Annotated in this window: 19 protein-coding genes; 18 read left to right on the plus strand and 1 reads right to left on the minus strand. The window is 32.6% G+C overall.

Annotated features, from left to right (window positions below; genetic code table 11):
- The first annotated feature begins 2 nt into the window (after positions 1-2).
- The 8 genes from BUA76_RS16290 to BUA76_RS16325 all read left to right on the plus strand — a co-directional run bounded on the left by BUA76_RS16290 (position 3) and on the right by BUA76_RS16325 (position 11,887).
- On the plus strand, positions 3-6,644 hold the full coding sequence (locus BUA76_RS16290; RefSeq protein ID WP_072885858.1) for an FG-GAP-like repeat-containing protein: 6,642 nt from the start codon (positions 3-5) through the stop codon (positions 6,642-6,644).
- Positions 6,645-6,652: 8 nt separating this feature from the next.
- Complete coding sequence (locus BUA76_RS16295) at positions 6,653-7,372, plus strand: hypothetical protein (RefSeq protein WP_072885859.1); 720 nt, start codon at positions 6,653-6,655, stop codon at positions 7,370-7,372.
- A 140-nt stretch (positions 7,373-7,512) separates the two neighbouring features.
- Positions 7,513-8,205 (plus strand): hypothetical protein, encoded by a 693-nt coding sequence (locus tag BUA76_RS16300; RefSeq protein WP_072885860.1) that lies wholly within the window; start codon positions 7,513-7,515, stop codon positions 8,203-8,205.
- A gap of 86 nt (positions 8,206-8,291) precedes the next feature.
- Positions 8,292-8,882: a hypothetical protein gene (locus BUA76_RS16305; RefSeq protein ID WP_072885861.1), complete on the plus strand. Its 591-nt coding sequence runs from the start codon at positions 8,292-8,294 to the stop codon at positions 8,880-8,882.
- Positions 8,883-9,467, plus strand: coding sequence for a hypothetical protein (locus BUA76_RS16310; RefSeq protein WP_072885862.1), 585 nt, complete (start codon positions 8,883-8,885; stop codon positions 9,465-9,467).
- Between the two features lie 7 nt (positions 9,468-9,474).
- Positions 9,475-10,059, plus strand: a complete 585-nt coding sequence (locus tag BUA76_RS16315) for a hypothetical protein (RefSeq protein WP_143149931.1) — start codon at positions 9,475-9,477, stop codon at positions 10,057-10,059.
- Positions 10,060-10,244: 185 nt separating this feature from the next.
- Positions 10,245-10,697 (plus strand): hypothetical protein, encoded by a 453-nt coding sequence (locus BUA76_RS16320; RefSeq protein WP_072885864.1) that lies wholly within the window; start codon positions 10,245-10,247, stop codon positions 10,695-10,697.
- A gap of 959 nt (positions 10,698-11,656) precedes the next feature.
- The gene (locus BUA76_RS16325) at positions 11,657-11,887 is read left to right on the plus strand and encodes a helix-turn-helix transcriptional regulator (RefSeq protein WP_072885865.1); all 231 of its coding nucleotides are present in this window, start codon (positions 11,657-11,659) and stop codon (positions 11,885-11,887) included.
- A 178-nt stretch (positions 11,888-12,065) separates the two neighbouring features.
- On the opposite strand, the gene BUA76_RS19465 is transcribed toward BUA76_RS16325, so the two are convergent.
- On the minus strand, positions 12,066-12,200 hold the full coding sequence (locus BUA76_RS19465) for a hypothetical protein (RefSeq protein ID WP_262484281.1): 135 nt from the start codon (positions 12,198-12,200) through the stop codon (positions 12,066-12,068).
- Between the two features lie 884 nt (positions 12,201-13,084).
- Between BUA76_RS19465 and BUA76_RS16330 the strand changes: the two genes are divergently transcribed.
- From BUA76_RS16330 to BUA76_RS16385, 10 genes are all read left to right on the plus strand, one after another.
- A complete protein-coding gene (locus BUA76_RS16330; protein ID WP_072885866.1) occupies positions 13,085-14,038 on the plus strand; it encodes a zincin-like metallopeptidase domain-containing protein in 954 nt (317 codons plus the stop codon).
- Positions 14,039-14,392: 354 nt separating this feature from the next.
- Entirely contained in the window at positions 14,393-14,698 is a 306-nt protein-coding gene (locus BUA76_RS16335) for a hypothetical protein (protein WP_072885867.1), read from the plus strand.
- 377 nt (positions 14,699-15,075) lie between these two features.
- Positions 15,076-15,543 (plus strand): thermonuclease family protein, encoded by a 468-nt coding sequence (locus BUA76_RS16345; RefSeq protein WP_072885869.1) that lies wholly within the window; start codon positions 15,076-15,078, stop codon positions 15,541-15,543.
- Positions 15,544-15,713: 170 nt separating this feature from the next.
- Entirely contained in the window at positions 15,714-16,463 is a 750-nt protein-coding gene (locus tag BUA76_RS16350; RefSeq protein ID WP_072885870.1) for a ParA family protein, read from the plus strand.
- Positions 16,463-16,936, plus strand: a complete 474-nt coding sequence (locus tag BUA76_RS16355; protein ID WP_072885871.1) for a hypothetical protein — start codon at positions 16,463-16,465, stop codon at positions 16,934-16,936. The genes BUA76_RS16350 and BUA76_RS16355 overlap by 1 nt, the downstream gene beginning before the upstream one ends.
- 114 nt (positions 16,937-17,050) lie before the next feature.
- Positions 17,051-17,593 (plus strand): hypothetical protein, encoded by a 543-nt coding sequence (locus BUA76_RS16360; RefSeq protein ID WP_072885872.1) that lies wholly within the window; start codon positions 17,051-17,053, stop codon positions 17,591-17,593.
- Between the two features lie 103 nt (positions 17,594-17,696).
- Entirely contained in the window at positions 17,697-18,917 is a 1,221-nt protein-coding gene (locus BUA76_RS16365) for a hypothetical protein (RefSeq protein ID WP_072885873.1), read from the plus strand.
- A gap of 912 nt (positions 18,918-19,829) precedes the next feature.
- Positions 19,830-20,051 carry a hypothetical protein gene (locus BUA76_RS16375; protein ID WP_072885875.1) on the plus strand — a complete coding sequence of 74 codons (222 nt, stop codon included), beginning with the start codon at positions 19,830-19,832 and terminating at the stop codon, positions 20,049-20,051.
- Positions 20,052-20,595: 544 nt separating this feature from the next.
- A complete protein-coding gene (locus BUA76_RS16380) occupies positions 20,596-21,234 on the plus strand; it encodes a hypothetical protein (protein ID WP_072885876.1) in 639 nt (212 codons plus the stop codon).
- A gap of 3 nt (positions 21,235-21,237) precedes the next feature.
- Entirely contained in the window at positions 21,238-24,348 is a 3,111-nt protein-coding gene (locus tag BUA76_RS16385; protein WP_143149932.1) for a DUF5712 family protein, read from the plus strand.

A 24,348-nucleotide genomic window follows, 5' to 3' on the forward strand; every position in this document is an offset into this window, starting at 1 on the left:
ATATGAAATTATATACTAAAAAGAAATTCCTCTCGTCCATTGTGTTTTTGATTATTTCAATAATGGGCACCGCACAAACAACCCCTTTGCCGAAATTTCATGATACCAAAGGAAATATTGACGTTGATGGAAGCGGGCAACTTCAATTTTCACTACCAATCGCTCTGCCGCCCGGGGTCAAAAACGTTACACCTCAAGTAAGTCTTGTTTATACAAGCGGCGCATCCAATGGCATCGCCGGGTATGGATGGAATATAGCTGGTCTTTCCTCTATTTCAAGAACCGGAAAAAATATCGAAAAGGATGGTGAAATGAAAGGGGTTCAATTAGATTATTCTGATTATTACATTTTCGACGGCCAAAGGCTTGTACTGAAATCGGGAGAGTATGGAAAAGATGGTGCAGAATACGTCACTGAAAAATTTTCAAATACAAAAATTAGATCCCTCGGCACAATTGCCGGCCAGACGTGGAAAGGACCGGAATATTGGGAAGTCACCTTTGCCGACGGTTCACAGGCCTGGTATGGAGCATTGGGTTCCGGTGATAGTAATGGTCGAACTCCTTTGGAATATAATATTGTAAAGTGGAAAGATGCACAGGGTAATTATATTACCTACAATTATATGCAGTCCGCAGCAAGCAATGTGGCGGTAGTATCTTCCATTAAATGGGGCGGAAATGAAGTGTTAAACAAACCACACTTTAATGAAGTTCTGTTTAACTATAATTCAACAACTACAAGAAGTCTGGTAGAGCAATCGTACGTCACTGGCATTTCCTTTATTCAGGATAAGCTATTAAATTCTATTGTGGTTAAAACCAATAATTCTCAATACAAAAAATATGAAGTCATTTACAAATCTGATGACACCAGGTATCAGTTTGTCGATAAAATACAGGAATACAATGCAGATAATGAACCTGCTAATCCGGTAGAATTTACATCACCGCTAAACTACTCTACTCATAGCAATATCAGTTCGCCAGGATGGCCTAACTTCACTAATTTTGTATTGAGTGGTGATTTCAGTGGAAGAAATACTACATCTTTCATTACAAACGGAAATCCGTTAGGAATTGGCCCCAATGGTTATTATTTAAGTTACGACCCTGTTATTTCTTCGACGGAATTCTACCTGGGAACAGAGAATATTTTTACAAATGGTGCTGCGATCACTATAAAAGATGCGAACGGTATTGTAGGCAGCAGACAGGGAATTGTATCATACTCAATTAACGGAACAACGAACGATTTAACCGTAAAATACTATCTTGTTGATTTATCAAAGACTATTTATGGACAATCACAGGCAAATTATCAAAATGCACTGAGCTTGGTATCGACTAAAGTAATACCTGGGAATTTATGGAATGAAGACGAACAGGTTTTTACGCCTAGCCCCTATAATATTCATAGGAAAAAAACAACAATCAAAAGAGTTATCCCTTACGATGTTGATGGGGATGGAGTACAGGAAGTTCTGATTGAAAAAAATATCAAGACCACCGATACATGGTGCTACGGTCAGGATCTGGAGGCTAAGTCAGAAAACTTGCTACCTCCAGCCGGAACCTGCGAAACTATAAGTTTTGATGAGAGTAAATATATTGTTGTTAAACAGCAGGATGATACCTTTCCATTTTTTCAATTTAACCTTGATAAAAGTGAAAACCTTATATTCGGCGATTTTAATGGAGATGGAATAGATGATATCGCAAAATCTTTCCTTACATCAGGAACTGTTGTCAATGGAGAATCTGTGCCCGTCAACATTTTACGTGCCTACAATATAAAAAAGAATGATCAGGGAAATCTTGCACTATCAGAAGTTTATTCTGATGATTACTACGGGCTTTCGTCCCAGGTGCAAATAGGTGACTTTAATGGTGACGGCATCTCGGATTTATTTGTGAGAACGAACACGAACGACCATTATTTTATCAATTTAAGTACCGGGAAAAATTTTGTAAAGCTTCCTTATTTTAATGATTTCATAGCAACTTCGAGTTATACCAGTTCTCAGGCAGGCAATTATTTGACGGCGAAGGTCTTGGATATTAATAAAGATGGAAAATCGGATATTGTAAATTTCAGTACATATTATAATATTTCATCTCCAAATGCTCATACCTCTATTGTTATGTATGTGAGTGAGAACCATGGTTATCTGAACGGAAGAGTTCAATTTGAGTCTAACGAGTTGGTGACCTATGGTAATAGCGGAGCATATATTTACAGAGAGGTTTTAGGAATACGACAAAATGAGTTTTATATTTATTCGCCGTCAAACACACCTGGCGAAGGGACACTCTTTCCGTATGAGCATTACTCAAATCTTCGCAACAAACCAATCGATAAAGTTAAACAGGCAGGATTTACAACATTAATTGGCTATTCTAATTCCTTTTCAGCTACACAAAATGGTTATTACAATACCGTGCAACCCGTACAATATCCTTTAATGGAACTAGGGACAGTAAATTCAAATGTAGTTACCCATCTCAGTGAAAGTGATAATCAGCCAAATGTTTCTAGAATAAAATTGTTCCGCTACCGTGGACTTGTTATAAACCTTCACAATAAAAAGTCTGTTGGTTTCAGACAAATGGCAAGTTCTTCATGGAATTCAAAAATTTATCCTACGAATAATTTCGTTACCACGTATATATGGTCAGGAACAGAAACCGATCCATTAAAAGAGGGGGTTCCCGTTAAGGAATGGTCTATCAGAACCAATGATGAAAGTAAAGTGTTTCCGTCAGATCTCTCTGAAAACAACCCCCAATTGCTAAGCTTTAAATCCACAACCTACCAAATCGATAAGCTCGTGAATGGTCAGGTGATGGCAACCATTCCCGCTGCCGACAAGCCAAAAGTTATTACGGCGATTCTTCCAAAAACAAGCAGAGGGAAGGATTTCCTGACAGGAGCTGTCGCAGAAAACACAATAACATATGGAGACTATTATCTGCCTTCACAATCTGTGGCTAAGATCAATACCTCTTATGGAATAACGACATCCACTTATCAATATAGCCATAATGCGGCAGCGTCAGGTGCAAACTATTACATTGGCCGTTTGGTGTCGAAATCAGATCTTATTCAGGCGTATGGTGATAGCAAAAACAGTAAGCAGGAATACACCTATCAAAATAATCTTATTAAAACAATAAAAACCTGGAACAGGGATAATACTGCCTATAACCTGGATACTTTTTCTTATGACGACTTTGGAAACGTCACTCAAAAGGTTTCAGGTAACAGCATTAATTCGCAAACGATAACTTCAGGTTATGGATACGATTCTAAAGGTAGGTTTTTAATCAAACAAACCGACAATCTAAATTTAGAGACAAACACAATTTATAACGATTTGGGTCAGGTGTTAACGGAGACTGATCCATTTGGTATTACTGTTAACAATACATATGATGCATGGGGTAAAATATTGACTTCCTCAAGCAATGTTGGAGGAACGACTTCCTACCAGTATGAAAGAGAAGACAATTACAATAGTATTTTTACTCAAAATGACCCTGATGGAGACGTTTCGAAGAAGTATATCAACGTGCTTGGACAGAATTATAAAACGTCCGTTAAAGCGTTTGCGCAGGGACAGTATGTCTCTCGCCAGTCGCAGTTTGATGGGATAGGCCGGAAAATAAAAGAATCGGAACCGTATTTTGAAGGACAAAACGTCAGCCAGTGGAATGCCTTTGTTTACGATGATACGGTATATCCGGCAAAAATAACAGCTACCGCATTTAATGGTAAGCAAACGACGACTACCGTTTCAGGTTTAACAACTACCATTAAGGAAATCAACGGATATGCGAGAACCACTTCCAAAACCGCCGATGCATTAGGCAATATCATTTCCACCACCGACAAAGGAGGTACAATACAATTTTCCTATAATGCTGCAGGTGAGCAAATCCAGGCTAAGTACGCTGAAAATGCAGTTACTACCAAATACGATTCCTGGGGAAGAAAAGTCGAGTTTAATGATCCTTCCAATGGTGTGTATACCTATAAATATGATCCGTTTGGCAGATTAAAACTAACCGCCAGTCCAAAAGGTATCAAAGATTTCACGTACAATGACTACGGCCAATTGGTTTCTCAATACGAATTTTCAGAAATTGATGGTGGCCAGACAACCGACAAAACGATTTTGTTCAAATATGATCCTAAAGGATTACTTACTGAAAAATCGGGATTTGTTAAAGGAAAAGCATTCATCTCTGTTTTTAATTATGATGAAAAAGGAAGGCTTATATCATCTGTAGAAGATAGCAATGAAAGAACCTATGCTTATGATAAAGTGCAATATGACAATAAAGGAAGGGTTGTTTCCTATATTAAATCGTTAAAATCTCCGGGCGGAGCTTCCAGCGTTGCAGTGGAAAATGTATATAGTGCCTGGAATGGAGAGCTTTATCAGATCAAAAATCAAAATTCAGGTAAAGCTTTGTGGGAGCTGAAGGAAGCCAATGCAAGAGGCCAGGTACTGAAGTCAAAACTGGGAGCAGCGGAGATCAACAATTCGTATGATGCGAATGGATACCTGACTAACATCAACCACTCATCTATTGCGCATCCGGGAATCCTGCAAATATCATATGCATTCAATGCAATTAAGAATGAACTGGTGAGCAGAACAACCGGCGGCGATTTAAACATCACAGAATCTTTCGATTACGATGATAACAACCGGCTTGTTAACTGGACAGATCCGGTAACAGGAATCAAGCCTTCCGCCAATAGAAATACATACGATGTCAAAGGAAGGATTCTTGAAAATGACCAGGTTGGAACGATAAAGTTTGAAAATTCCGCTACGGTATATCAGGCAACATCGATGGAATTGAATAGCAATGGAGCGGAGAATTATAACAAGGACCTGATCCAGAAAATTGTCTACAATGAAAACAATGATCCGGTTTACATCAACGGGGAGAGAGGAGATGTTCTCTTCCAGTACGGCTTGACCGATATGAGACAAAGGGTAACTTACGGAGGGCAGGCATCATCTGATGTATTTCCTGAAAATGAAGAATGGCAGGGCAAGTTTACCAAGTACTACAATGAAGATGGAAGTTTTGAGGTAATCGTCAATAACGAGGCCGGTGGAACAGAAAAGCATATTTTATATATCGGCGGCAATCCATATGAAGCAAATATTGTATATTTGAAAGAGTACGATAATGAAAAAGGAGCTTTCAAATTCCTGCATAAGGACTATTTGGGAAGTATTCTCGCCATAAGCGATGAAGCAGGAAACAAGCTTGAGCAAAGGCATTTTGATGGTTGGGGAAATCTGACGCATCTACAAGTAGGAAACGGTGGTATAATTGTCGGTAAAGAAAACGTTAGAAATTTCATAGCAGAATCCGGAGGCCTACTTATTGACCGTGGATATACAAGCCATGAACATTTCTTCGATGTCGGGATTATCCACATGAACGGCAGATTGTACGATCCGCTGTTGAGAAGATTCCTGAATGCCGATGAAAACATACAGGATCCTACCAATACCCAGAACTACAATAAGTACGGGTATGTAATGAATAACCCGATGATGTACAGCGATCCTAGCGGAGAGTTCTGGGCGTGGTTTATCGGTGCTGTAGTGGGTAGCTATTTAAGCGGAGTTCAGGCGAACAACGGAAATTTCAACCCTGTTAAATGGGATTGGGGTTCTACCTGGACTGCGGTTGTGGGAGGAGCATTTGCCGGAGCTGCTATTGGTGGTGCGATACAGAATATTAGTGTATCCGGAACCAAGTTTATCCAGAATTCTGTCGTAGGAGCAGTGGGAAGTATTTTCAATGGAGTGGCGACCGGGCAAAATGTTTTTAAAAGTGCATTAGTAGGATTATCGGGAATTAATGCGTCGTTTAGCTTGGGCAGTAATAGCATTGCCTCTAATGACGGAATTAATGCTGGATATAGATATATAATTTCTCCTGAAGAAAGCTTAGGAGGCGGTTGGGAAGATCTAACAAAAAGTATATTACTAAATTATGTACAAACTAATTTTTGTCCAAACTGTTCATATGGAACACTCCAACGAATGGCAGGACTTAAGTTTGAAGCGGCTTTTAATGCTATAATGGGATTAGATTTAGCTTCTTTTAATTATTTGAGTAATGATCAAAAAATTGCAGGAATGTATAAAGGTAGATCAAGAGGAACTATTCCAGACGGAGTATATGATTTAGTGCGAGACGAAGTAGAGTATAGAAAAGATAATTTTAGAATGGGACCTTTTAATATTAGAATTCCAATTCCTACAGGATTGAATACAAAAAGGTATTCTCGTGTCCAATACGCGGAAGTAAAAGCGATGGATGGGACATTATATACCAGTTCCAATCAAGGTCAATTATCTGCAATGATTACTTCTATGCATACCAATAATGGCGTTTATAGTTATGGTGGTCAGTTTTTAATAGGAACGACGTCAGATACGGTTATTTCTCCAAGCATATATACATTGGGAGCCAGTTTTGGAAAAGGCAAAACTATCAGTATTATTCATATGACTAGCCAATATAGAATGATCTCCGGAGGTATGCAAATTAGGTTTACCCAAGGCTGGATGAGTAGCCCAACCAGTACAACTTATCTTAAATAATTTATAGCATGAAGAATATATTCTTGATCCTTTTAATTTTGGAAATTAATATTATGATGGCACAAAACAGTTTTAAGGTTTTAACAAAAAAAGAAGAACAAGCAAATTATAACCTAAGAGACTTAAAATTTTACAAAATGTCTTCTTATAATGAAAGTATTGCACATTTTATTGATGAAAACAATTTACTTGTTCAGCCGAATGTTCCGGCAGCTGAAAATTCTCTTATACTCAGTATTTCTGATTTTGATAATAATAAATTTCCTCTACTTCCAGAAAATGATAATCCATATTACAGATATAGAGAATTTATGAGTAAAGAAGGGTTTACAATGGAGAATATGTTGAAGATGCTGGATGAGTTGAATTTCAATTATCAGCCAGAAACATTTTATACAGATGCAGAAAAATTTGTTAAAACACTTTCTTTAGATGATAAAATGAAATTTTTTATTCCTACACTGTATTTTATTGGCGAAGATTTACACAAACTTTGCCCTAACGCAGAGTGGCAATTTAATACTTTAAACTATTTTCAGCCCTTTTCTGATGTCGGTCTCTATTATGAGAAACGGAATTTTTCTTTCTATGATTTGAATTTATTATTAGAGGAGAAATTTTTAAATAATAAGAATATATCTTTTAAACATATTTATCAAAAAGTCGAGAAGAAACTAATGAAGGATAAAGAGCTATGGTGGGATTATGGAAATGTTAAAGGAGACTAAAAGAAATTTATTGGAATACAACCAAAGCAGGAAAACTCCTGCTTTGGTTTTTTGTGAATATATAAAAATGCCTTATGCTTAAAAGTATCCCAAGCCAGATGCATTAACAGATTATTTAATGAATATTTAAAATTGAAATAATGAGAAATATTTGGTTTACAATATATTCTTCTACTAAAGATGATTATAAATACATTGGATTAAATGATTATAGAACATTGCTTGAAATGTTGCTTATATCTGCAGTTCAGGATAAAATTAATAGAGAAAAAAAAGTACAAAAGATTATGCTTGATCTGTTTCCAGATCTAGAGAATGATAAGGTGGAATATTTTAGAGAGCTTTTCTACAAAAAGAAACCTTATGATGGAATTATTAATATTTCTATTTCTACAAAAGATATAGATTGGAATCGTCTTTTAGAGCAGGAAAGGAAAGATTTTTTAATAGAAAAATGGAAAGTGCTTTTTAATAATCTATCTGATGACTATTTTGTAACGGATAAGTCTGAAGTTATCTCCTCCTTGGAAGAACTCAAAAATAAGGATTGGAAAATTATTAATTCACCATTTAAGAAAAAGCTTAAATATAATAAAGAGAGCTATTCAGTGGTAATAGATATCACAACACAAAGAGCGCAATTAGCCTTAAAGAGGATTTCAGATGAACAGTGGTTTCCACTCAGAGATTACGACGCATCCAAGATTCACACAGATGCTAATTTCAAAGAATTCGAATTAGAGGGAGATAAGTTAACACTTGTTTATAAAAATATTTTCAATACGATGTTCGAATCTCCGGCTGTGTTTGACTTAAGAGAAATTATAAAATAGAAATTTGTAGAACAAAGTGGGATTAATCCTCCTTTGTTTCTTATTTTGAAAGATCAAAATAATGTATAGTAAAAAAACTTTAAACCATGAGTTGGAAAATTTATTTAGTAGTTATTACTAACGCTGTGTACTCGAATTTGGCAGAACTGCCAGAAAAAATTGGTGTCGGACATTTAAATCCGAAGAAAGAAGTATCTATAATGGAAGCTCAATACCTAGACAAAGGAATGTCAATAGGAAAATATGAAGACAAGATCATTATTGTAAGTTCTCCGCTGGTATTTGATTTATTGGAGAAGAAAGATTCGGAGGTTAGAAATAAATTATTTAAAATATTTCCTAAATCAGAGATTGCTGTACTAACAACAGGATATGTTAACGGTTATAGTATTATAAAAGATGGCATAACATTAAGAACCTATGTGATAGCTGACTTAAAGAGTTTTGTCAATTATGGTCAAAAATTGGCTGAAGAGATTGAAGCTTATAATGAGATCTCTAGTGATAAGGATCTAATGAATATGATAAGGGAAGAATCGCCTGAAGATCTAGAAGCTGTCATTAATGAAAATGTAGGAGAGTCAACCGTTTTTAAATTAACAAAAAGATACTTTAATCAACGAATCGATGAAGAAGGTTCGGCATTTGAAAATATAATCTTAACACATTATGAATAGATGAAGAAATTAGTTAGCTCATTATTTTTTCTTAGTGCGATTTTCTTTAGCAAGGTATTTGCACAAGGGACGTTAGAATGTCCGGAGATTGAATGGAAAAACGGTAGTGCAGCAGCGAAGCTGATAATGAAAAGTGATTTTTACTACGATGCGCTCGATGCGTGGTCTCCCTTTGGAAGTGATACTGGCAGTGATACTTACTATTTATATTGTGACTGGAGGAAAAAGAATCCTAATGAAAATGTTCGCAAATTTCTGGATGAGGAGCTGATTAGCTTTGAATATCCAGGATTTGATATTTATTTGGATGGAAGCAATACCGAGCGATTAAAAACTATAGTAAGTACTATGCGTAATAACTATGTTGATTTGAATTATATTGACGAGATAGTAATTTCTTTGGCCTTTTCTCAATTATTTTTAGAAGGTCGGATTGAACCAGAAGTAAAAAAATGGGCTGAAGCAGCGTTCAGCAGAGAAGCTGTATTTCTTGATTTTTGGGGCGAGGGGAAAGATGACGCAAAGGAGAGAAAAGAAAGAGAACAGAGGATGAATCAACTTTTAAATGATTTACATAAAGGCTAAATATAATATGAAGAATATAGCAATAATGGTATTTTCTTTTGTTCATCTTGCCTTATTCGGACAGACATCAAGTGAACAATTGAAGAAGTTGTTTCTAAATTTAGATCTAAAAGGAAACTTTCATGATGTAATAAAAGGTTCTCCCTTAGCTTTTGAATATGGAATTAGTCGAGGCGTACCATTGCATGATGCAAATGGTAAGATCTTTTATAATGATAAGTCTAATTATTTTGCCAACTTCGCTGAAAATCCAATAATTGAATCTAAAATTAGGTACGGGATCATTTCAATTGCGCAACAAAGTCAAGAAATTCAATCCGGTCATTTCTCTATACATGAAACAGTTTGTTTTTCTAGTGAGGATGCTATGATGAAGGAATATTATAAGTTAACCGGCTTGTTTGAGGAGTTTGCATATAGGGTGAAGACATCAATGATTCTCAAAGAGAATGATGATATAAAGCTTGAAGATACTGAGATTTTGATAAAAACAGAGACTGGAAAAGCAACATTGCATATCAGCTACCATTTTCCTGACGGATGGCAAGAAAGAGAGGAATATCAACTGGTGTTTATTTATAGTAATTATTGATTGATCTAACAAATAGATGTTCACACAACTCATAAAACCGGTTCTGAAATTTCTTCCATCCTTTACGAGAATTTTTTTGTTTCTAGGATTCTTGACCGATACCAAATAAAACTATTCTAGAACAGCATTAATTTAAAACGAAGCAGTATTTTGCCTGCACTATCTTTCTATTTAAAGATGAGTCTATGAGAAATATATTAACAGCGGTGCTTGTTATTTTAAGTTTGGTAATGTGCGGCCAAAAAAATTTTAAAAAGGCACCAGCACGAAGCAAAGAAGTAAATATGGAAACAACGGAAAATATAGAAATTGATAAACTGATTTCACAGCTACGAAATTCCATGAACTTGTATATGGAGGAAGCTTCTCCAGGATATTCTGAAAAGGATATTGATGAATGCATATTAATATTATCAGAATATTCCAAAAAGATGATTAAAACTCATTCAAAAGAAGAAGCTATGTTACTTGTAAGGAGAACGGTATTACAACTCAATACATTGAATCAGAAATGTGGCAACTCTCTGATTGAGACAGATGAAAGGGAGCGGATTGCAGGGATAATCATTTTAGTTAGTCACAAAATGGGATATAATTCAATGGATGACGATATTACAGAAGAATGGAGAGAATGGTAATAATTATTTTATAACATAATAAGGAGCCTTTGGTAATGGTTTGTATTTTACTTAATTGCTGAATGTTTGGTGTTTTTTTAATTTAGTTATTTGAATATATTGGTTATTTAATAATATATTTTAACAAAATCAGATTAAATGATCTGAGTGCCAATTCTAAATTTAGAATTAGTACATTATTCATATAGACTAATTACCGGACTGAAATAATAACATTTGTATTCGAATATAAGGGATAAATTGATGCAAAACAAAATGTCCCATTACCACAGAACGGGTCGTATTTTCACGAATAATGTTTAAAAAATATTTAATCGCATAAAATATTTTTTAAGTTTTTTAAAAAAATAATTGTATTTTTGTATCAGAAATCGTGACAATTGCAGTTGCCACGATTCTGAAAACAAAGATATTACACAATAAATGGTAGTATCAAAGTTGCAAGAGTTCCAATAAGTGCTAAAGTTGTTTGAAACTCTTTAAATACATAAATTTTTCTTAAGTTTTTTAAAATTTTCATTTTATATGAATTTTTAATTTGAGGAATATATACACAGAGGGGTGCTTAAATCTCTGGATAGATTCAAATAATATACGGTCTATTTTCAATATGATCACGTCATGTTGAAAGCACAAAAAGTTTAAATCATAACTATTTATGGTTTTACAAAATTTAAAACTACCATCAGTTTGGCGACGACGGGTAGTTTTTTTACTTATACAAAGATACGAAATATTCCCCTTGGCTATTTTTGGCTAGCTTTGATTTTGCAAAGATAAGAAGCGTTTTCCGGGTTTGCAAAAAGGTGAAATTTTCTATTAACTTTACAAAGATAATCCGATTCATTCTGAAATCAAAAAGCATTAATTTTTAAATTAAGCTTCTCATGAAACCAGCTAACGTAGCGTTTTATGGTATCCCATAATTTTTTTTCCATGATCTGTTTTAACTTTATAGCATGGACATTACAAAGAAAATTCTTAGATTGCTGAAAGAAGGAAATACACAACAGCAGATTTCAGATATTTTTAAATACCAAGGTATAAAGCCGAATAGTTTATGTACGATAGAAAAATATTTGAAGCAAATAAGGGAGGATTATAAAGCAAAATCGTTATTTCATTTAGCATATATTCTCATTGAAGAGCAATACAATTTCGAAGATGATGAAGAAGAGACAGAATTTTGAACTTTTATGTCTTTTTTCTTTTGATATTCCCTAAAGGCCAATCTACAATTACCCATTTTTTGTTTGGATTTTGTTTTAAAGGTATTTGATACGACGGAATCTCTAACGTTTTAATGTATGAATTTTAAAGAGCAGCTCTCCGGTTATGAAGAACTGCTCCTGGACAGATTTATTTGTCCTAATCTTCTGATTCCATTCCGAAATTAAATCCGAAGAAATTAAGATTGGCTTTAAACTTCCTTTTTTTAAGGATTCCCATACCCATCAGTACTATAATTCCTGCAAAGCCGAGTGCTAAAAATGAACTGGTCATATATTTATAATTAGTATTAATATTTTTTAGAAGTAAAGTATTCTTTATTTATTCGTTGTAATAATACACTCATATGATAAAAAAGTAATGCATTCCCGCATAAAATAAAAAAAGTCCCCCGCTTAGCGAGAGACTCTGTCTTCACAACGAAGGTAATGTTTTTTAATATACCAACCATCTTCATTTTTAGCATTAAGATATTTTTAAGATTATAATGTTATTAATATGTAAGATCTAAAGGTGGTTTTTGGTCCTCTTTTGTACAAATTAGTCCGGGAGAACAATTCTTTTTCCTGATCAGTTCCTGCACCGGGGAAAACTTCTTCCGGCTCCCAATCGGACAAAACCTAAAACGTCCTCCCCTACTCACAACAGTTTAAGTTTTGGAGTTTATTTATGTGATGGCAGTCCCGGTTAAAAAGCGAAATGCAAGTATATTGGCATTCCTTCCCGTTGATAAAGAACATTGCTGCGCTTTAAATTCGCTTCTATTATTACTGATGGACGTACGATTTTCTTGGTGCAAATTTGAAAAATTCTATTGTTAAAAATTCTTTGCTAATCGTTTTTTTGGGAATCCATTTTTTTGCAAAAATAAACCCACCACAAAAAAGCGACCCCGACACCCAGCGGTAGAACCTCCCTATTTTCATCACTATAATTTTTCACGAGACATTGGCACAGAAAAGCGAATCCTCAGTAACGAAGCAAATTAAATGATCAGCGTTCTTTGACATCACCGGGAATAGACACCAAAACACAGCATTTATTATGCTTTTAATCAGAACTACCATCTTAGAGAGAAAGCAAATTTTCCTCGAAAACAAATCAAATTTATATTAAATAAAATAGTTATTTAACTAATATAATTTAAAAAAATCATTATGAAAACAGCAGCAATCAAAAACAGAGAAAATGCAGCGAATGAGCCTAAACAAGATAAGTTCATTGCTAAAATTTTAGAGAATATTGATAAAGTCAATGTAAATGAATGGGAAAAATACACAAACTTAGAAGAAGCTTATCCATCAAACCTTTTTACTGGTCATCATTATAAAGGCTTCAATGTTTTAGCTCTTTTTTTTGATACAATGGCCAACGGATTTTCTACTTCCAGATATGCAACATTTAATAGTATATCTAAAGCAGGTGGAAAACTTAAAAAGGGAGCAAAAGGATGCGTGATTGAATTTTTCAGCTTTATTTATAGGCACAAAGAAACTAAAAAAAACTATGATATTGAGCAGGTCAATAATATGACCCCTGAACAGAGAAAGGAAATAGACAAATTACCTTGTTTAAAAAATTATGTCGTATTTAATTCTGAGTTAATCGAAAATCTCCAAGAACTTAATTTTACTGTTGATCTGGACGACGAATCTCAATTTGATGAATTTGGCGATCTTGCCAACTGCGAGTATTTTATTTATCAAATTATTGAAAACGGAAAATTAGATATTAAATACAGCAAATCCTCTATAGCTTTTTATTCGCCAGCAAAAGATTATATTTCAATGCCTGAAAAGAGATATTTTGTTTCTGTAGCAAAATACTATTCAGTTTTGTTTCATGAAATTATACACTGGACTGGACACCGTGACAGACTTAACAGAGACTTAAAAGGAAGCCAGAACTACGAAAGCTATTCATTTGAAGAACTAATTGCTGAAATGGGCGCGATGCTCAATTGCTTGCAATATAATGTAACGGGCGAATTTATAAACTCAGTTCGCTATTTGAAATATTGGTGTGACAGAAATAGTCATGACAGAGAAAATGCGATAAGAAAAGCATTCACTGAATCAAAAAGAGCAAAAAAATATTTAGAAAGTCTCTAACAACAGGATATAAAATGATTTATATTAGTTATTTAATTAATATAACTAATATAAAATTTAGAAATTCGTGCATTAAAGTTATAATTATTACATTCTGAGAACTGCAGAAAAAAGAAGATAGAATTAATAATGCCCCTTCGGGGGCATTCTATTTCGAATGTCTTTAGCAGCCCTTCACATCTACTAAATAATCTTTCGGGACAAACGGATTGCATTATGTCATAACTTTTGAGAACAAAATTTTCGCCATTATGCAGGGTTTATATTGCTCTTCCTAGCAAATTAGCAAGCAATATAATTATACTAGTTAAAATAGTTATTTAATCATTATAACCAAATAATAAAATAATCATTATGGATCAAATATTTTTTAAAACCGGTTTTATTTTTACAACTAACGCAGTGAATGAAGCAATGAAGGAATTTCCTCAATTTGCAGAATTCTGCATAAATTCATTAGAAAGACACAGAAGTCAGGATTGGGGAGACTTAAATGACGAAGATAAAGAAATCAATAATTACGCTCTTATAAATAAAGAAAGAGTTTTAAGCAGATATGATTTACCGGCAAATAACCAATTTCCTAATCACGTCAAAATTTATATTATTACTGAGTGGCATCAAAGTGAAACAATAATTCTTTTCCCTTGTGAATACTAATAGTTATATAACTAAAATAACTAAATATTTTTATGAAAGTCAATATTAAGTCATTAGAAGATTTCAAAGGTATGGTTTGTAACCATAAGATTACGAATTCATTTATGATTATACAAAGCGTATCCAATTATAAAGATTCCATACTTTTAAATTGTTTGGTAAAGGTAAAAGAAGAAAAAGAAACTTATTTTGCTAACGTATCTTATTCTGTTAGCGAAGTAATTCTAACTTACGTCTATATTCAAGATATTATAAAGGAGAGACAGCAAATTATAGGTGTCCAATTGGAATTATTTTAAAGCTATATGCAGTTTTTTCATTTCATAAATTTCTATCTAAATAACAAAATATTAAATTTATAAAATCAAAATCAAACTATGAACATTAAAAAAGGATTTTATTTTTCTGCATTGATCTTTTCAAATTTATTTTACGGACAGATCGTAGCTAAAGTAATAGGCATTAAAGATGGAAATACAGTTGTTGTGCTGGATGATAATAACATTCAGAATACTTTAAGACTTGCAGAAGTAGATTGTCCTGAAAGCGGCCAGCCTTTCGGCAAGAATGCAAAACAGTTTACAAGCTCACAAGTATTTGGAAAATCTATAAAATATTATCCGATAAATTTGGATCGCTACGGTAGAACTGTAGCTAAAGTTTATTATGAAGGAAAATATTTATCTGAAGAGTTAATTAAAGCAGGTTTAGGCTGGTGGTATTATCGTTATTCTGATGATATGAATCTTGGAAAACTTCAAGATATTGCAAAAAATAAAAAGATAGGTTTATGGTCAGATACTAAAATTGTACCTCCATGGGAATTTAGGAAGTCAACAAACTAGCCTTTCATCTTATAAAAAAAATTATTAATTAAATTAGTTATATAATGAATATAATTAAATAATTTATTTAACTTTAACCCATCAAAGAAAGAAAATGGTCATTAAGAAATAGTACAAAAATAAAACGCACTAAATAATGAAATCAATAAAGAAAAAATTGATATTAATAAATGAAAATAATTAGTATAATCACAGAGAAGGGCGGAGTAGGAAAGACAACCACTTCTATACATTTGGGAGCCTCATTTGCCGAATTGGGCTTGAAGGTTCTCTTAGTGGATTTTGACGAGCAAAGAAACTTGTCAAAAGGTTATAAAATCGAAAAATCGTTTCCTTATAATGTAAAAAACTTTCTTGATAAGACAGGGCAGTTTCGATTAACTCAAAAATTGGAAAGCTTATTTATTCTTTCCGGAAGCAGAGAAATAGCAGCTGATGATTATGAGAGAACACAATTAAGAGAACGCCTTAATTATCTGAACGAAAGATTTCCAATTGATATAGTAATTATTGACTGCCCACCCAGCCCACTAAGCGGAAAAATGAAGTTAGGAGAAATTGCATTGTCCAGTAGTGACTATGTCATTTCCCCTATTGAAGCAGAAGAATATTCTATTGATGGGATTAATGAATTACTACCCGAAATATTGAGGATTAAAAAAAATTACAATTCTAATTTGAATTTTTTGGGTTTTTTCTTTAATAAAGTAAATACATGGAGTAAAAGGTATAAAAAATATTCACCATTGGCCCATCAAGAAGGGAAGGGCTATTTTCTTAACACTATTGTAAGAATTGATGAAAGTGTTGAGACAGCAAAATCTGAGGGAAAGACCGTTTTTCAAGTTGCCCCGAAATCAAGAGCAAGTGAGGATTATAAAAGTCTTGCAGAGGAAATTAACACTAAAATATTTTTATAATGAGCGGAAATATATTTCAGTTAGATGATTTTGATGATGAAATTAAAAATATCAAATCTAATGATACAAAAAAACAGTTCTTAGAAGATAATGAGATTCAAAAAATTTCATTGAATATGTACAAAGATGATTGGGAGGATCTTCTTAGATATCGTACATATGTTATTACTGATCAGAAAAAAGATTTTTCACAAGCAGAAGCATTTATCTATGGCCTTAAATTACTTGATAAGAAATATAAAATCAAAAGAGGGCAGGAAAAGATTTCTTTGGATAGAGGACGAAGAGAGGGAGAAAAACGGGAAAAAAAATCCAGTTCTATAGACTTGCCGTCGGAATGGTTAAATTTTATAAATGATTTTCTTTATCATAAAAAAATGAATGAGGGGATAATCAAATATTCCAGATTAGATATGATTTCAGAAATGATTAGTCTGATCAAACAAAAAAACAAAGAAATTCCTTGGAATTAATTGATAGCAGAATTAAACCTGAAGATCTTTTGTAGACCTGAGATATTAACCAATAAGTTAACGAATAAAAAAGTAAAATAATGTTAACTAGGGAGAGATTTTAAATTAATTATCATGGCCAATAAAAATTTTAGATACGAAGCCGTTATAAAGCTTGCAAGTGGTCCTGCGGTACAATATCATAATATTAACACTGGACTGAAAAAATTTCATGTTTTTGTAAAAACCACATACAAGGATCAGTGGATTTTTTGGAAAGCCAGGAGAATTGCTACAAAAGAGATTGTAGGCACTTTTACTAACGATACAGACATTCAAATAAAGGCCGTTAGGGTTTATCTGCCTAAACAGAGAAACAATGGAAATTCTGGCTTTTTTATGCGTGTTCCATTTTCAAGATATAATGCAATAATTAATCGGAATTTATTTTTCTCAGATAAAGTTATTGTAGAAGCTGCAGAAGACTATTTAGTAATTAATGAACTAATTTTTAATAAAGCTATTAATAATGCTATTACGGAATTAACTGCTTATTTTGCTGAAAAAGGTCATAAAATAGCTAATGGAGAAATAGCTATTTCAGAAATTCAGATTGAAAAATTATTAATTTCAAAAGGTAAGAATAAAGGTACAGAACCAATGATTGATTATCCATAAAAAAACCCAATCACAATAAATATGATCAGGCTTTTTGTTGAGATTATTATCTCTTTGCATTACAAAGATACAAAAAATGGTAAAATAGATCACAAGAAATATAATGAAGAAAAACTTTTTAGATAAAATAAAAGCAATAGACAATAAAGAAAGTAAAGAGCATAAAATCTCTGGTAAAAATATTATCTATTATGACGGGAGTAAGCCTAAAAATGTAGTTAAAAATTTTGATGCAAGTAAAGATAAGCCGGAGTACGTAAATCTTTCAAATTTACTGTATAATGATATATTTAAGGATTCTCCTGACTTACTCAATGTTCCCATCGAAGCAATTAGGGTTATTTTTATTTTGATTCATCAATCAAAATCTGTCAGTTTTAATCAACCACGAGCGCCATATACTCCTTCTTTGTTTGAAGAGGAATTTCTTACGAAGGATAATAGTTTTGCAAGCTTCGACATACCTACTGGGCTTATCTCGCCATCAAGAGACACAAAAAGAATTGAAAAGGCTTTACTTTTATTGATGCAAAATACAATAAGAACTGTAGTATCAAAGAATGCAAAAAACGAAGAAGTTAAAAGCTTAATATCATTTATTGAAAAGCCAAAATTTACCCGGGGAAGAGTATATTTAGAGGTTAGCAGTTATTGGTTAGAAAAAATGGCAAATATCGAACATTATAATCCTATTATATTTGATCTTGCGTATAATATTCCAAATACTCAGCAAATATTTTTTGCGATTTGGCTTCGCTCTATTCCAATGTATCAGGAAGCTGTATTTAAAAAAGAAACCTACAAGAGTTGGACACAAATAAATATTGATACTTTACAGAAAAAATTTGGACTGGAGGGAAAAGATAGAGATTACATTAGTGAAAAATTCTTAAAGCCAATACAAGCAAAGCTTTTTGAATTTAATGATCGGAGTTTTGCATTTCAGTATGATAAAGGTAGTTATTATATTACTGCTTTGGATGTTAAAGCTAACAAAATCATTGAAAATTTAAAACCGGAAAATGCTTACAGAACGAAGGTAAAATATGCAATTAACTATTTACAGCGTAGACATAAAGTAGATAAAGACAGTTTAGATCATATTGAAACCATATATGCCAACAGTATTTTAGATAAAGAGTTAATGGAGACTGCTTATTCCAATTTAAAAAAAGTGGTTAAAAGAGAGCAGATGAAAATGACAGACTTAACAGGACTGAAGTTTTTGGCAAAGTGGCAGGAAGAAATTATAACGAGCTATAAGCAAACAGCTAATTATAAAAACTTCCCAAAAGGATATCCTAAAGTAATTACGTCTGAGTAATGCTGAATGTTTGGGGTGTTTTAAAAAAATAGGTTATCCGTCCGAGTTAATATGCTGAATGTTTGAAGTTTTTTTGCTGAATGTTTGGGGTGCAATTACTGAATGTTTGGGGTAAAATGCCATAATTTCATAAAAAATGTTAAAATATCAAATTGGTTGCTGAATGTTTGGTGTGTAAAAATGGATTTTCAAAACATTTCTAATGATATGAATATAAAAAACTTACAATCTCCCTTAATGTGAATTTTATTTACTGAATGTTTGGGGTATATATACTGGTTTTTTGCTGAATGTTTGGAGTCTAATTGCTGAATACTTGAAGTTGATTTGCTGAATGTTTGAGGTGCGAATCTCTTGAAATGCCGATAAATAAAGGCTTTGTGACGAATCTAAAAGTATTAATTAAAGATAGTTTATAGTTTATAATAAAAGGAAAGATAGTGTATAGATATAAATAGTCATAGATATTTACAAAAAAGTCCAAAGAGATAATAGACCTTCTTGCGAAATCCACTGAAAAAATAATTTGGCTACTGTGTAAAATTAAGAGCTGTTGCAATTATTTTAACTACATAAGAAATATTTAAAATATTAAACTTTTTCAGCAATTTATCCGTTATAATTTTTAAATTTGAATGAAATATGTTTAAACTTTTTAATAATTTTTCCTCGTCAATTTTGAGCGACTTTAAAGAAATATTAAAAGAATATGTTAAGAGATTTCAGGAAAACCGCAATAGAAAAAAAGGACAGTAAAAACTTGGAAAAGTTTTTGGGGAAAAAGTCAAGAAAATTTTATCTTGAGACACATTATGAGAAAAATCAATTGTACCAATATTTATATTTTTTGCGATCAAAAGGAGCAGACATAAATTCTTTTTTTGATCAGAAAATTGAACAAAAAAAAGACCTATGAAAAAAATACTAGTGTTATCAGTATTGAGTCTGTTTATGGTTTATACAATTCTCTCATTATTCATTGAAATCCCGGAAGTATTTAATAATATTTTCTACGCAATGGTTACTATTTTTGCAGGTTATTTTATAGTTTTTCATTCTGATATTGGAAGAGGGATAAAAGAAAAATTTCAAGAAAATAGCAGTAAAGTAAATTCTAAAAGATATAAAAACTAGCTTACCAAATTTTTTAAAAAAAAGGCAATATTTTTATATAATTCTTAATATTTAAATTTTACTGTTTAAATATTTTTTTGCTGAATGTTTGGTGTCTTGTAAGATATTGTAAAGCAGGAAAAAATAATTAATAAAAGCATTTTTTCTTAAAGCCTGTTGCTTCTGCCAGCATTTTGAGCAAATACAAAGCTATTTTAGTCCTTGGTTAGACTTATATGCAAAAGAGAATTGTAGAAAGCTTCAAGTTCCATGTTGATTATCTCTTTGGACTTTATAAAACTATTTATCCCGAAATTTTTCGGGTGTGCATGGCATAGCCATGTTCCAAAAATTTTGTTAAACTATTTGTTTTTTGATAAGCAAGAGGAAACCACGATATAAAAATCGTAGTTTGTATCTGTTTGTTTTATAGGTAGTTATGTTGCTGCATATTAGATAGGTATACTGAAAGTATACTAAGTTATTTATTAAATCGTTATAATATATATAAATTATTGTAAAATAGCATTTTAATAGTATATTAGTAGTACTAAAAACTTACACTATGCTTAAAAATACAATAAAATTATCTGATGATACAAAGGATTTATTAGACCAAATTCAATTAAAATTTGGGCTTAAAACTTATGATACAACCGTAAATACATGCTCACTTTTTATAATTAGAAATGAAATAAATCTGAAAGAAGATTACATCGGTGATTATAGAAAGGGCCTTGTTGATCTAGAAAAAAGATTAACAGTAAGTTTCAAAGAGCATGAAGATAAAATGAAATTAGATAATGCATCTGTAAGGAAATGGATGGGTGGAATTGAAAAAGATTATCTTAAACCGTTAATACAGAAACTTAGCATATTGGATAAAATTTCAGATTTAGGAATTAATAATATTTTACAAGAAAAACAAAATATTCCTAAAATTGAAAACCCCTTAAATTCTCATTTAGAGAAGCCTTTTTCTTCCAGTTCCGAAGACCAGGAAAATACTGAGAAATTGAAAAATGAATTGCAGGATAAAGATCAAAAATTTAGGGATTTATACAATAAATATGAAATCCAAAAACAGGCACTGTTTAAAATTTTTAACAACTCAAAAGTAGAGTCTGGGGGGATGCTTTCAAAGGAAAGGATTGTTATAAATTTGACATATGACGAATGGGAAGAATTAAAAAGAACACAGTAAGAAATGCATGTTAAAATAGTTTCTCACGATGCAAAGAAGTCACAATCTGCATCTAATATAATGCAGTATCTGGATAAGGAAAATGAAAATGAAAAATTAAAAAATGAACACCTTATTTTAGAAGGCAAAGAGAATGAAATCAATCCTAATTCTGTAGAATATTTTTTCAATCAAGACTACAATCCGTATGATCTGGAAGACCCAAATTCAAAGATTAACGTATTTGAAGCTGCAGACAATTTAGACAAAAACAGAGGCACTCAAAATCTTTCTTCCAGTAATTTTTATATGCTCAATATCAGTCCTAGTCAGCAGGAATTGGAGCATATGGAAAAGATAGCCATTGAAGAGCTAACAAACCGGGGACTGATCTTTGAAGATATCCGAAATATTGAAACCGCATTAGATTTTTATAATGAGCAGAAAGATCAATTAATGAAGCTGCAAATGAAATTATTTACTCAGGAGGTTATGGAGCAATATGCTTCTCAGATGGATAGAGAGATTTACGCCAATCAGGAAGCGCTTCCGACAGATGCAGAACGAAAATTAATGAAGGCCGAAATTGAAGAAAGATTTACGAAATTTTTAGAAGATAAAGCCATAAAAAGTGAAATCCTGCAACCGGATGTAAACTATCTGGGAGTGAGTAAGTTTAATGAAAAACAGGAATATCCACACGGCAAGATATTTACTTTTTATTCTTCCGATATTGAGAAAAAAATCGATCTGTTTGTGCCAGAAGGAAAGTATAAAATTGAAGATGAACAGCTTTTTATTGACGAAGAATATTATTCAGATAAGTATAATACAATAGTTGAAAGAGAAAATTTCAGGAATGAAAAAATAGAAATTCCAGGTATAGCAGCCAAAAGTACTGACTATTTTACAGATTATGTGAAAGAAGATAAAGTGTATCTTATGCATCAATGGGATGAATTTGATAAGGAACTTAAACTTTATTTTGATAGCAATGAAATACAAATGCGTGATGGTGTTTGCTATATTCCTGAAAGTATTTATAACGATAAGCTTTATGAGGCAAAAAGCCAGTTTCTGAGTAAAAAATTTGCAGAAATTAAGAAATCCATGCAGGAGGAAAATATAAAAGAATCGGGTTTTGATATTTCAAAAGAAATCGATCAAAATGGAGAAGAATTTTATTTGAATCCTGACAAAGTTCCTTCAAAGGATGATCTGAAAAAAATCAATATTAAAACTTCTGTATATTTCAATAATTACCTTGTTGAGAAGAAATATATACCCAAGAAAGAAAGTTTTAAAATTTCGGATTGGGAAACTAAAAAATCCATTAAAGCAGAAGTCCTGGCAGAAAGTGAGAAAGCAAAATTATTGAAGATAACTGATGAAAGAATGCCGGAACCAGTTCAGGTCTGGGTTGGGAATTTCGCCATTGTAGATAAAGAATCTAATGATCTGGTAAAAGATGAAAATGGAGATATTCAGATCTTATCTGATTTTTACGAGCATAAAATACAGGAAATATTAAAATTAGAAACAGCACAAAAATTACAGTTCATTGATTTCAAGGAGATTGAAAGTCAAAAACCAAAGTTTGTTAAGAACGAAGAAAGTATTTCTTTTACATTTGATAATACGGGATTAAAAGACCCGTTAAAATTTAATATCCGGACAGAAGAGCTAACTGTTTCAGCGAATGGCAGCTATACTATTGAAAGAAATCTTTTTGATCATAAATATGAAAAACATCTAATCTATCAGGCCCAGAAGGAATTTTCTAAGGATTTCGAAAAAATTAAAGAATCAGTACATAAAGAAATGATTCAAGCTAAGGATTTCCAAAAAGATAAGGAAATAGAACAGCGATTCAAAAACTTTTTAGTGGAGAAAAATGTTCTTAGGGAGCAATCTAAGAATGATAATTTTAAAGTTGATGCTAGGATATTGGAGACTAAATATCAGTCTACATACATAGCTTATAAGCGTGAGAACAGTCTCGAAGAAATAAGGCTTTGGGTAAATAATAATATCATATGCAAATCAGAAAAAGACGGTATTTATTTTAAAAACGAAGCCGAGATTACTAAAATATTAGATAAAGCAATTCAGAGAGACACTGCCCGCAAACAGCTTGTAGAGATTTACTTTTCCAAAGTTGAAACTGAGGATAAGAAACATAAAGAAGAGAGCTATAAGAGTTTTAATTTTTATAATGATGTCCCTGGCCTTAGTGAACCCGTTAAAATTTCCTTTAAAGAATCTGATCTAAAACAGGATGGCGGTAAGTATTTTGTTGAGAAACATAAGTTGGATTATAAATTGGAAAATGCCGTAAAATTTGGCATTACAAAAGAGTTCGGGAACGTCAAGGACGATATCAAAAATGAAGTCTGGAAAGAGAAAGGGTTTGATACTACCAAACGCAAGATCACAGGCGAAGACCTGATGTATTATGCAAAAATTGAGACTGAAAGAAAATACAGCCATAAAGACAAGGCAGTTATCAAGAACAAGCCTATTCTTACTAAGATCAAAGAATATCAGCAAAGCAGGAACCCATTAAATAAAATGAAGATTGCAGATTTGGAAAGCCAGCTTTTACGAGATAAATATACAGGAGAAGTTGTCAATGAAGGTGTAAAGAAAGGAGGAATGAACTATCATTCCCATATTGTGGTCTCCCGGCACGATAAGACTAGTATTAATCCCAAGGATAAAGTTTCCATGTCACCGAATGCCAATCAAAAAGACGGACAGATTAACAATGGAGCTAAGGTTGGATTTAACCGTGATGAATTTGCCAAAATTGTTGAAAAGGTTTTTGATGAAAAATTTGAATACGAAAGACCGGAAAAGGAAAAATACGCAGTTCGGAACCAAATGAAAAAAGACCTATCGAAAAAAGTGGCTGACCGGACCCGGGGAGAAATCAAAGGAAGGATTAAACAGGAGATTATGAAACAGACAGGCATGAACACGGTAAGAAATGAACTTAATCCTTCACAGAAGATTAGGAATGAACTTAAGCCCCTGCCAATTCCAACGAGTTTTCCAAAAAGCAAGTTGGATGCAGTAATTAAAATCGTCAAAATGGCAAAAAATTTAATCGTAGACAAAGGAATGCACTATTAA

Origin of the sequence: Chryseobacterium takakiae, from assembly GCF_900129385.1 — a bacterium.
Classification (GTDB): Bacteria; Bacteroidota; Bacteroidia; order Flavobacteriales; family Weeksellaceae; genus Chryseobacterium; species Chryseobacterium takakiae.

What these genes read in the sequence shown, in the direction of transcription:
- BUA76_RS16315 (WP_143149931.1), top strand. Translation starts at nt 9,475, where the DNA reads ATGAAGAATATAGCAATAATGGTATTTTCTTTTGTTCATCTTGCCTTA.
- BUA76_RS16300 (WP_072885860.1), top strand. Translation starts at nt 7,513, where the DNA reads ATGAGAAATATTTGGTTTACAATATATTCTTCTACTAAAGATGATTAT.
- BUA76_RS16295 (WP_072885859.1), top strand. Translation starts at nt 6,653, where the DNA reads ATGAAGAATATATTCTTGATCCTTTTAATTTTGGAAATTAATATTATG.
- BUA76_RS16380 (WP_072885876.1), top strand. Translation starts at nt 20,596, where the DNA reads ATGCTTAAAAATACAATAAAATTATCTGATGATACAAAGGATTTATTA.
- BUA76_RS16375 (WP_072885875.1), top strand. Translation starts at nt 19,830, where the DNA reads ATGAAAAAAATACTAGTGTTATCAGTATTGAGTCTGTTTATGGTTTAT.
- BUA76_RS19465 (WP_262484281.1), bottom strand. Translation starts at nt 12,200, where the DNA reads ATGACCAGTTCATTTTTAGCACTCGGCTTTGCAGGAATTATAGTACTG.
- BUA76_RS16355 (WP_072885871.1), top strand. Translation starts at nt 16,463, where the DNA reads ATGAGCGGAAATATATTTCAGTTAGATGATTTTGATGATGAAATTAAA.
- BUA76_RS16335 (WP_072885867.1), top strand. Translation starts at nt 14,393, where the DNA reads ATGGATCAAATATTTTTTAAAACCGGTTTTATTTTTACAACTAACGCA.
- BUA76_RS16365 (WP_072885873.1), top strand. Translation starts at nt 17,697, where the DNA reads ATGAAGAAAAACTTTTTAGATAAAATAAAAGCAATAGACAATAAAGAA.
- BUA76_RS16320 (WP_072885864.1), top strand. Translation starts at nt 10,245, where the DNA reads ATGAGAAATATATTAACAGCGGTGCTTGTTATTTTAAGTTTGGTAATG.
- BUA76_RS16385 (WP_143149932.1), top strand. Translation starts at nt 21,238, where the DNA reads ATGCATGTTAAAATAGTTTCTCACGATGCAAAGAAGTCACAATCTGCA.
- BUA76_RS16305 (WP_072885861.1), top strand. Translation starts at nt 8,292, where the DNA reads ATGAGTTGGAAAATTTATTTAGTAGTTATTACTAACGCTGTGTACTCG.
- BUA76_RS16360 (WP_072885872.1), top strand. Translation starts at nt 17,051, where the DNA reads ATGGCCAATAAAAATTTTAGATACGAAGCCGTTATAAAGCTTGCAAGT.
- BUA76_RS16290 (WP_072885858.1), top strand. Translation starts at nt 3, where the DNA reads ATGAAATTATATACTAAAAAGAAATTCCTCTCGTCCATTGTGTTTTTG.
- BUA76_RS16310 (WP_072885862.1), top strand. Translation starts at nt 8,883, where the DNA reads ATGAAGAAATTAGTTAGCTCATTATTTTTTCTTAGTGCGATTTTCTTT.
- BUA76_RS16330 (WP_072885866.1), top strand. Translation starts at nt 13,085, where the DNA reads ATGAAAACAGCAGCAATCAAAAACAGAGAAAATGCAGCGAATGAGCCT.
- BUA76_RS16345 (WP_072885869.1), top strand. Translation starts at nt 15,076, where the DNA reads ATGAACATTAAAAAAGGATTTTATTTTTCTGCATTGATCTTTTCAAAT.
- BUA76_RS16350 (WP_072885870.1), top strand. Translation starts at nt 15,714, where the DNA reads ATGAAAATAATTAGTATAATCACAGAGAAGGGCGGAGTAGGAAAGACA.
- BUA76_RS16325 (WP_072885865.1), top strand. Translation starts at nt 11,657, where the DNA reads ATGGACATTACAAAGAAAATTCTTAGATTGCTGAAAGAAGGAAATACA.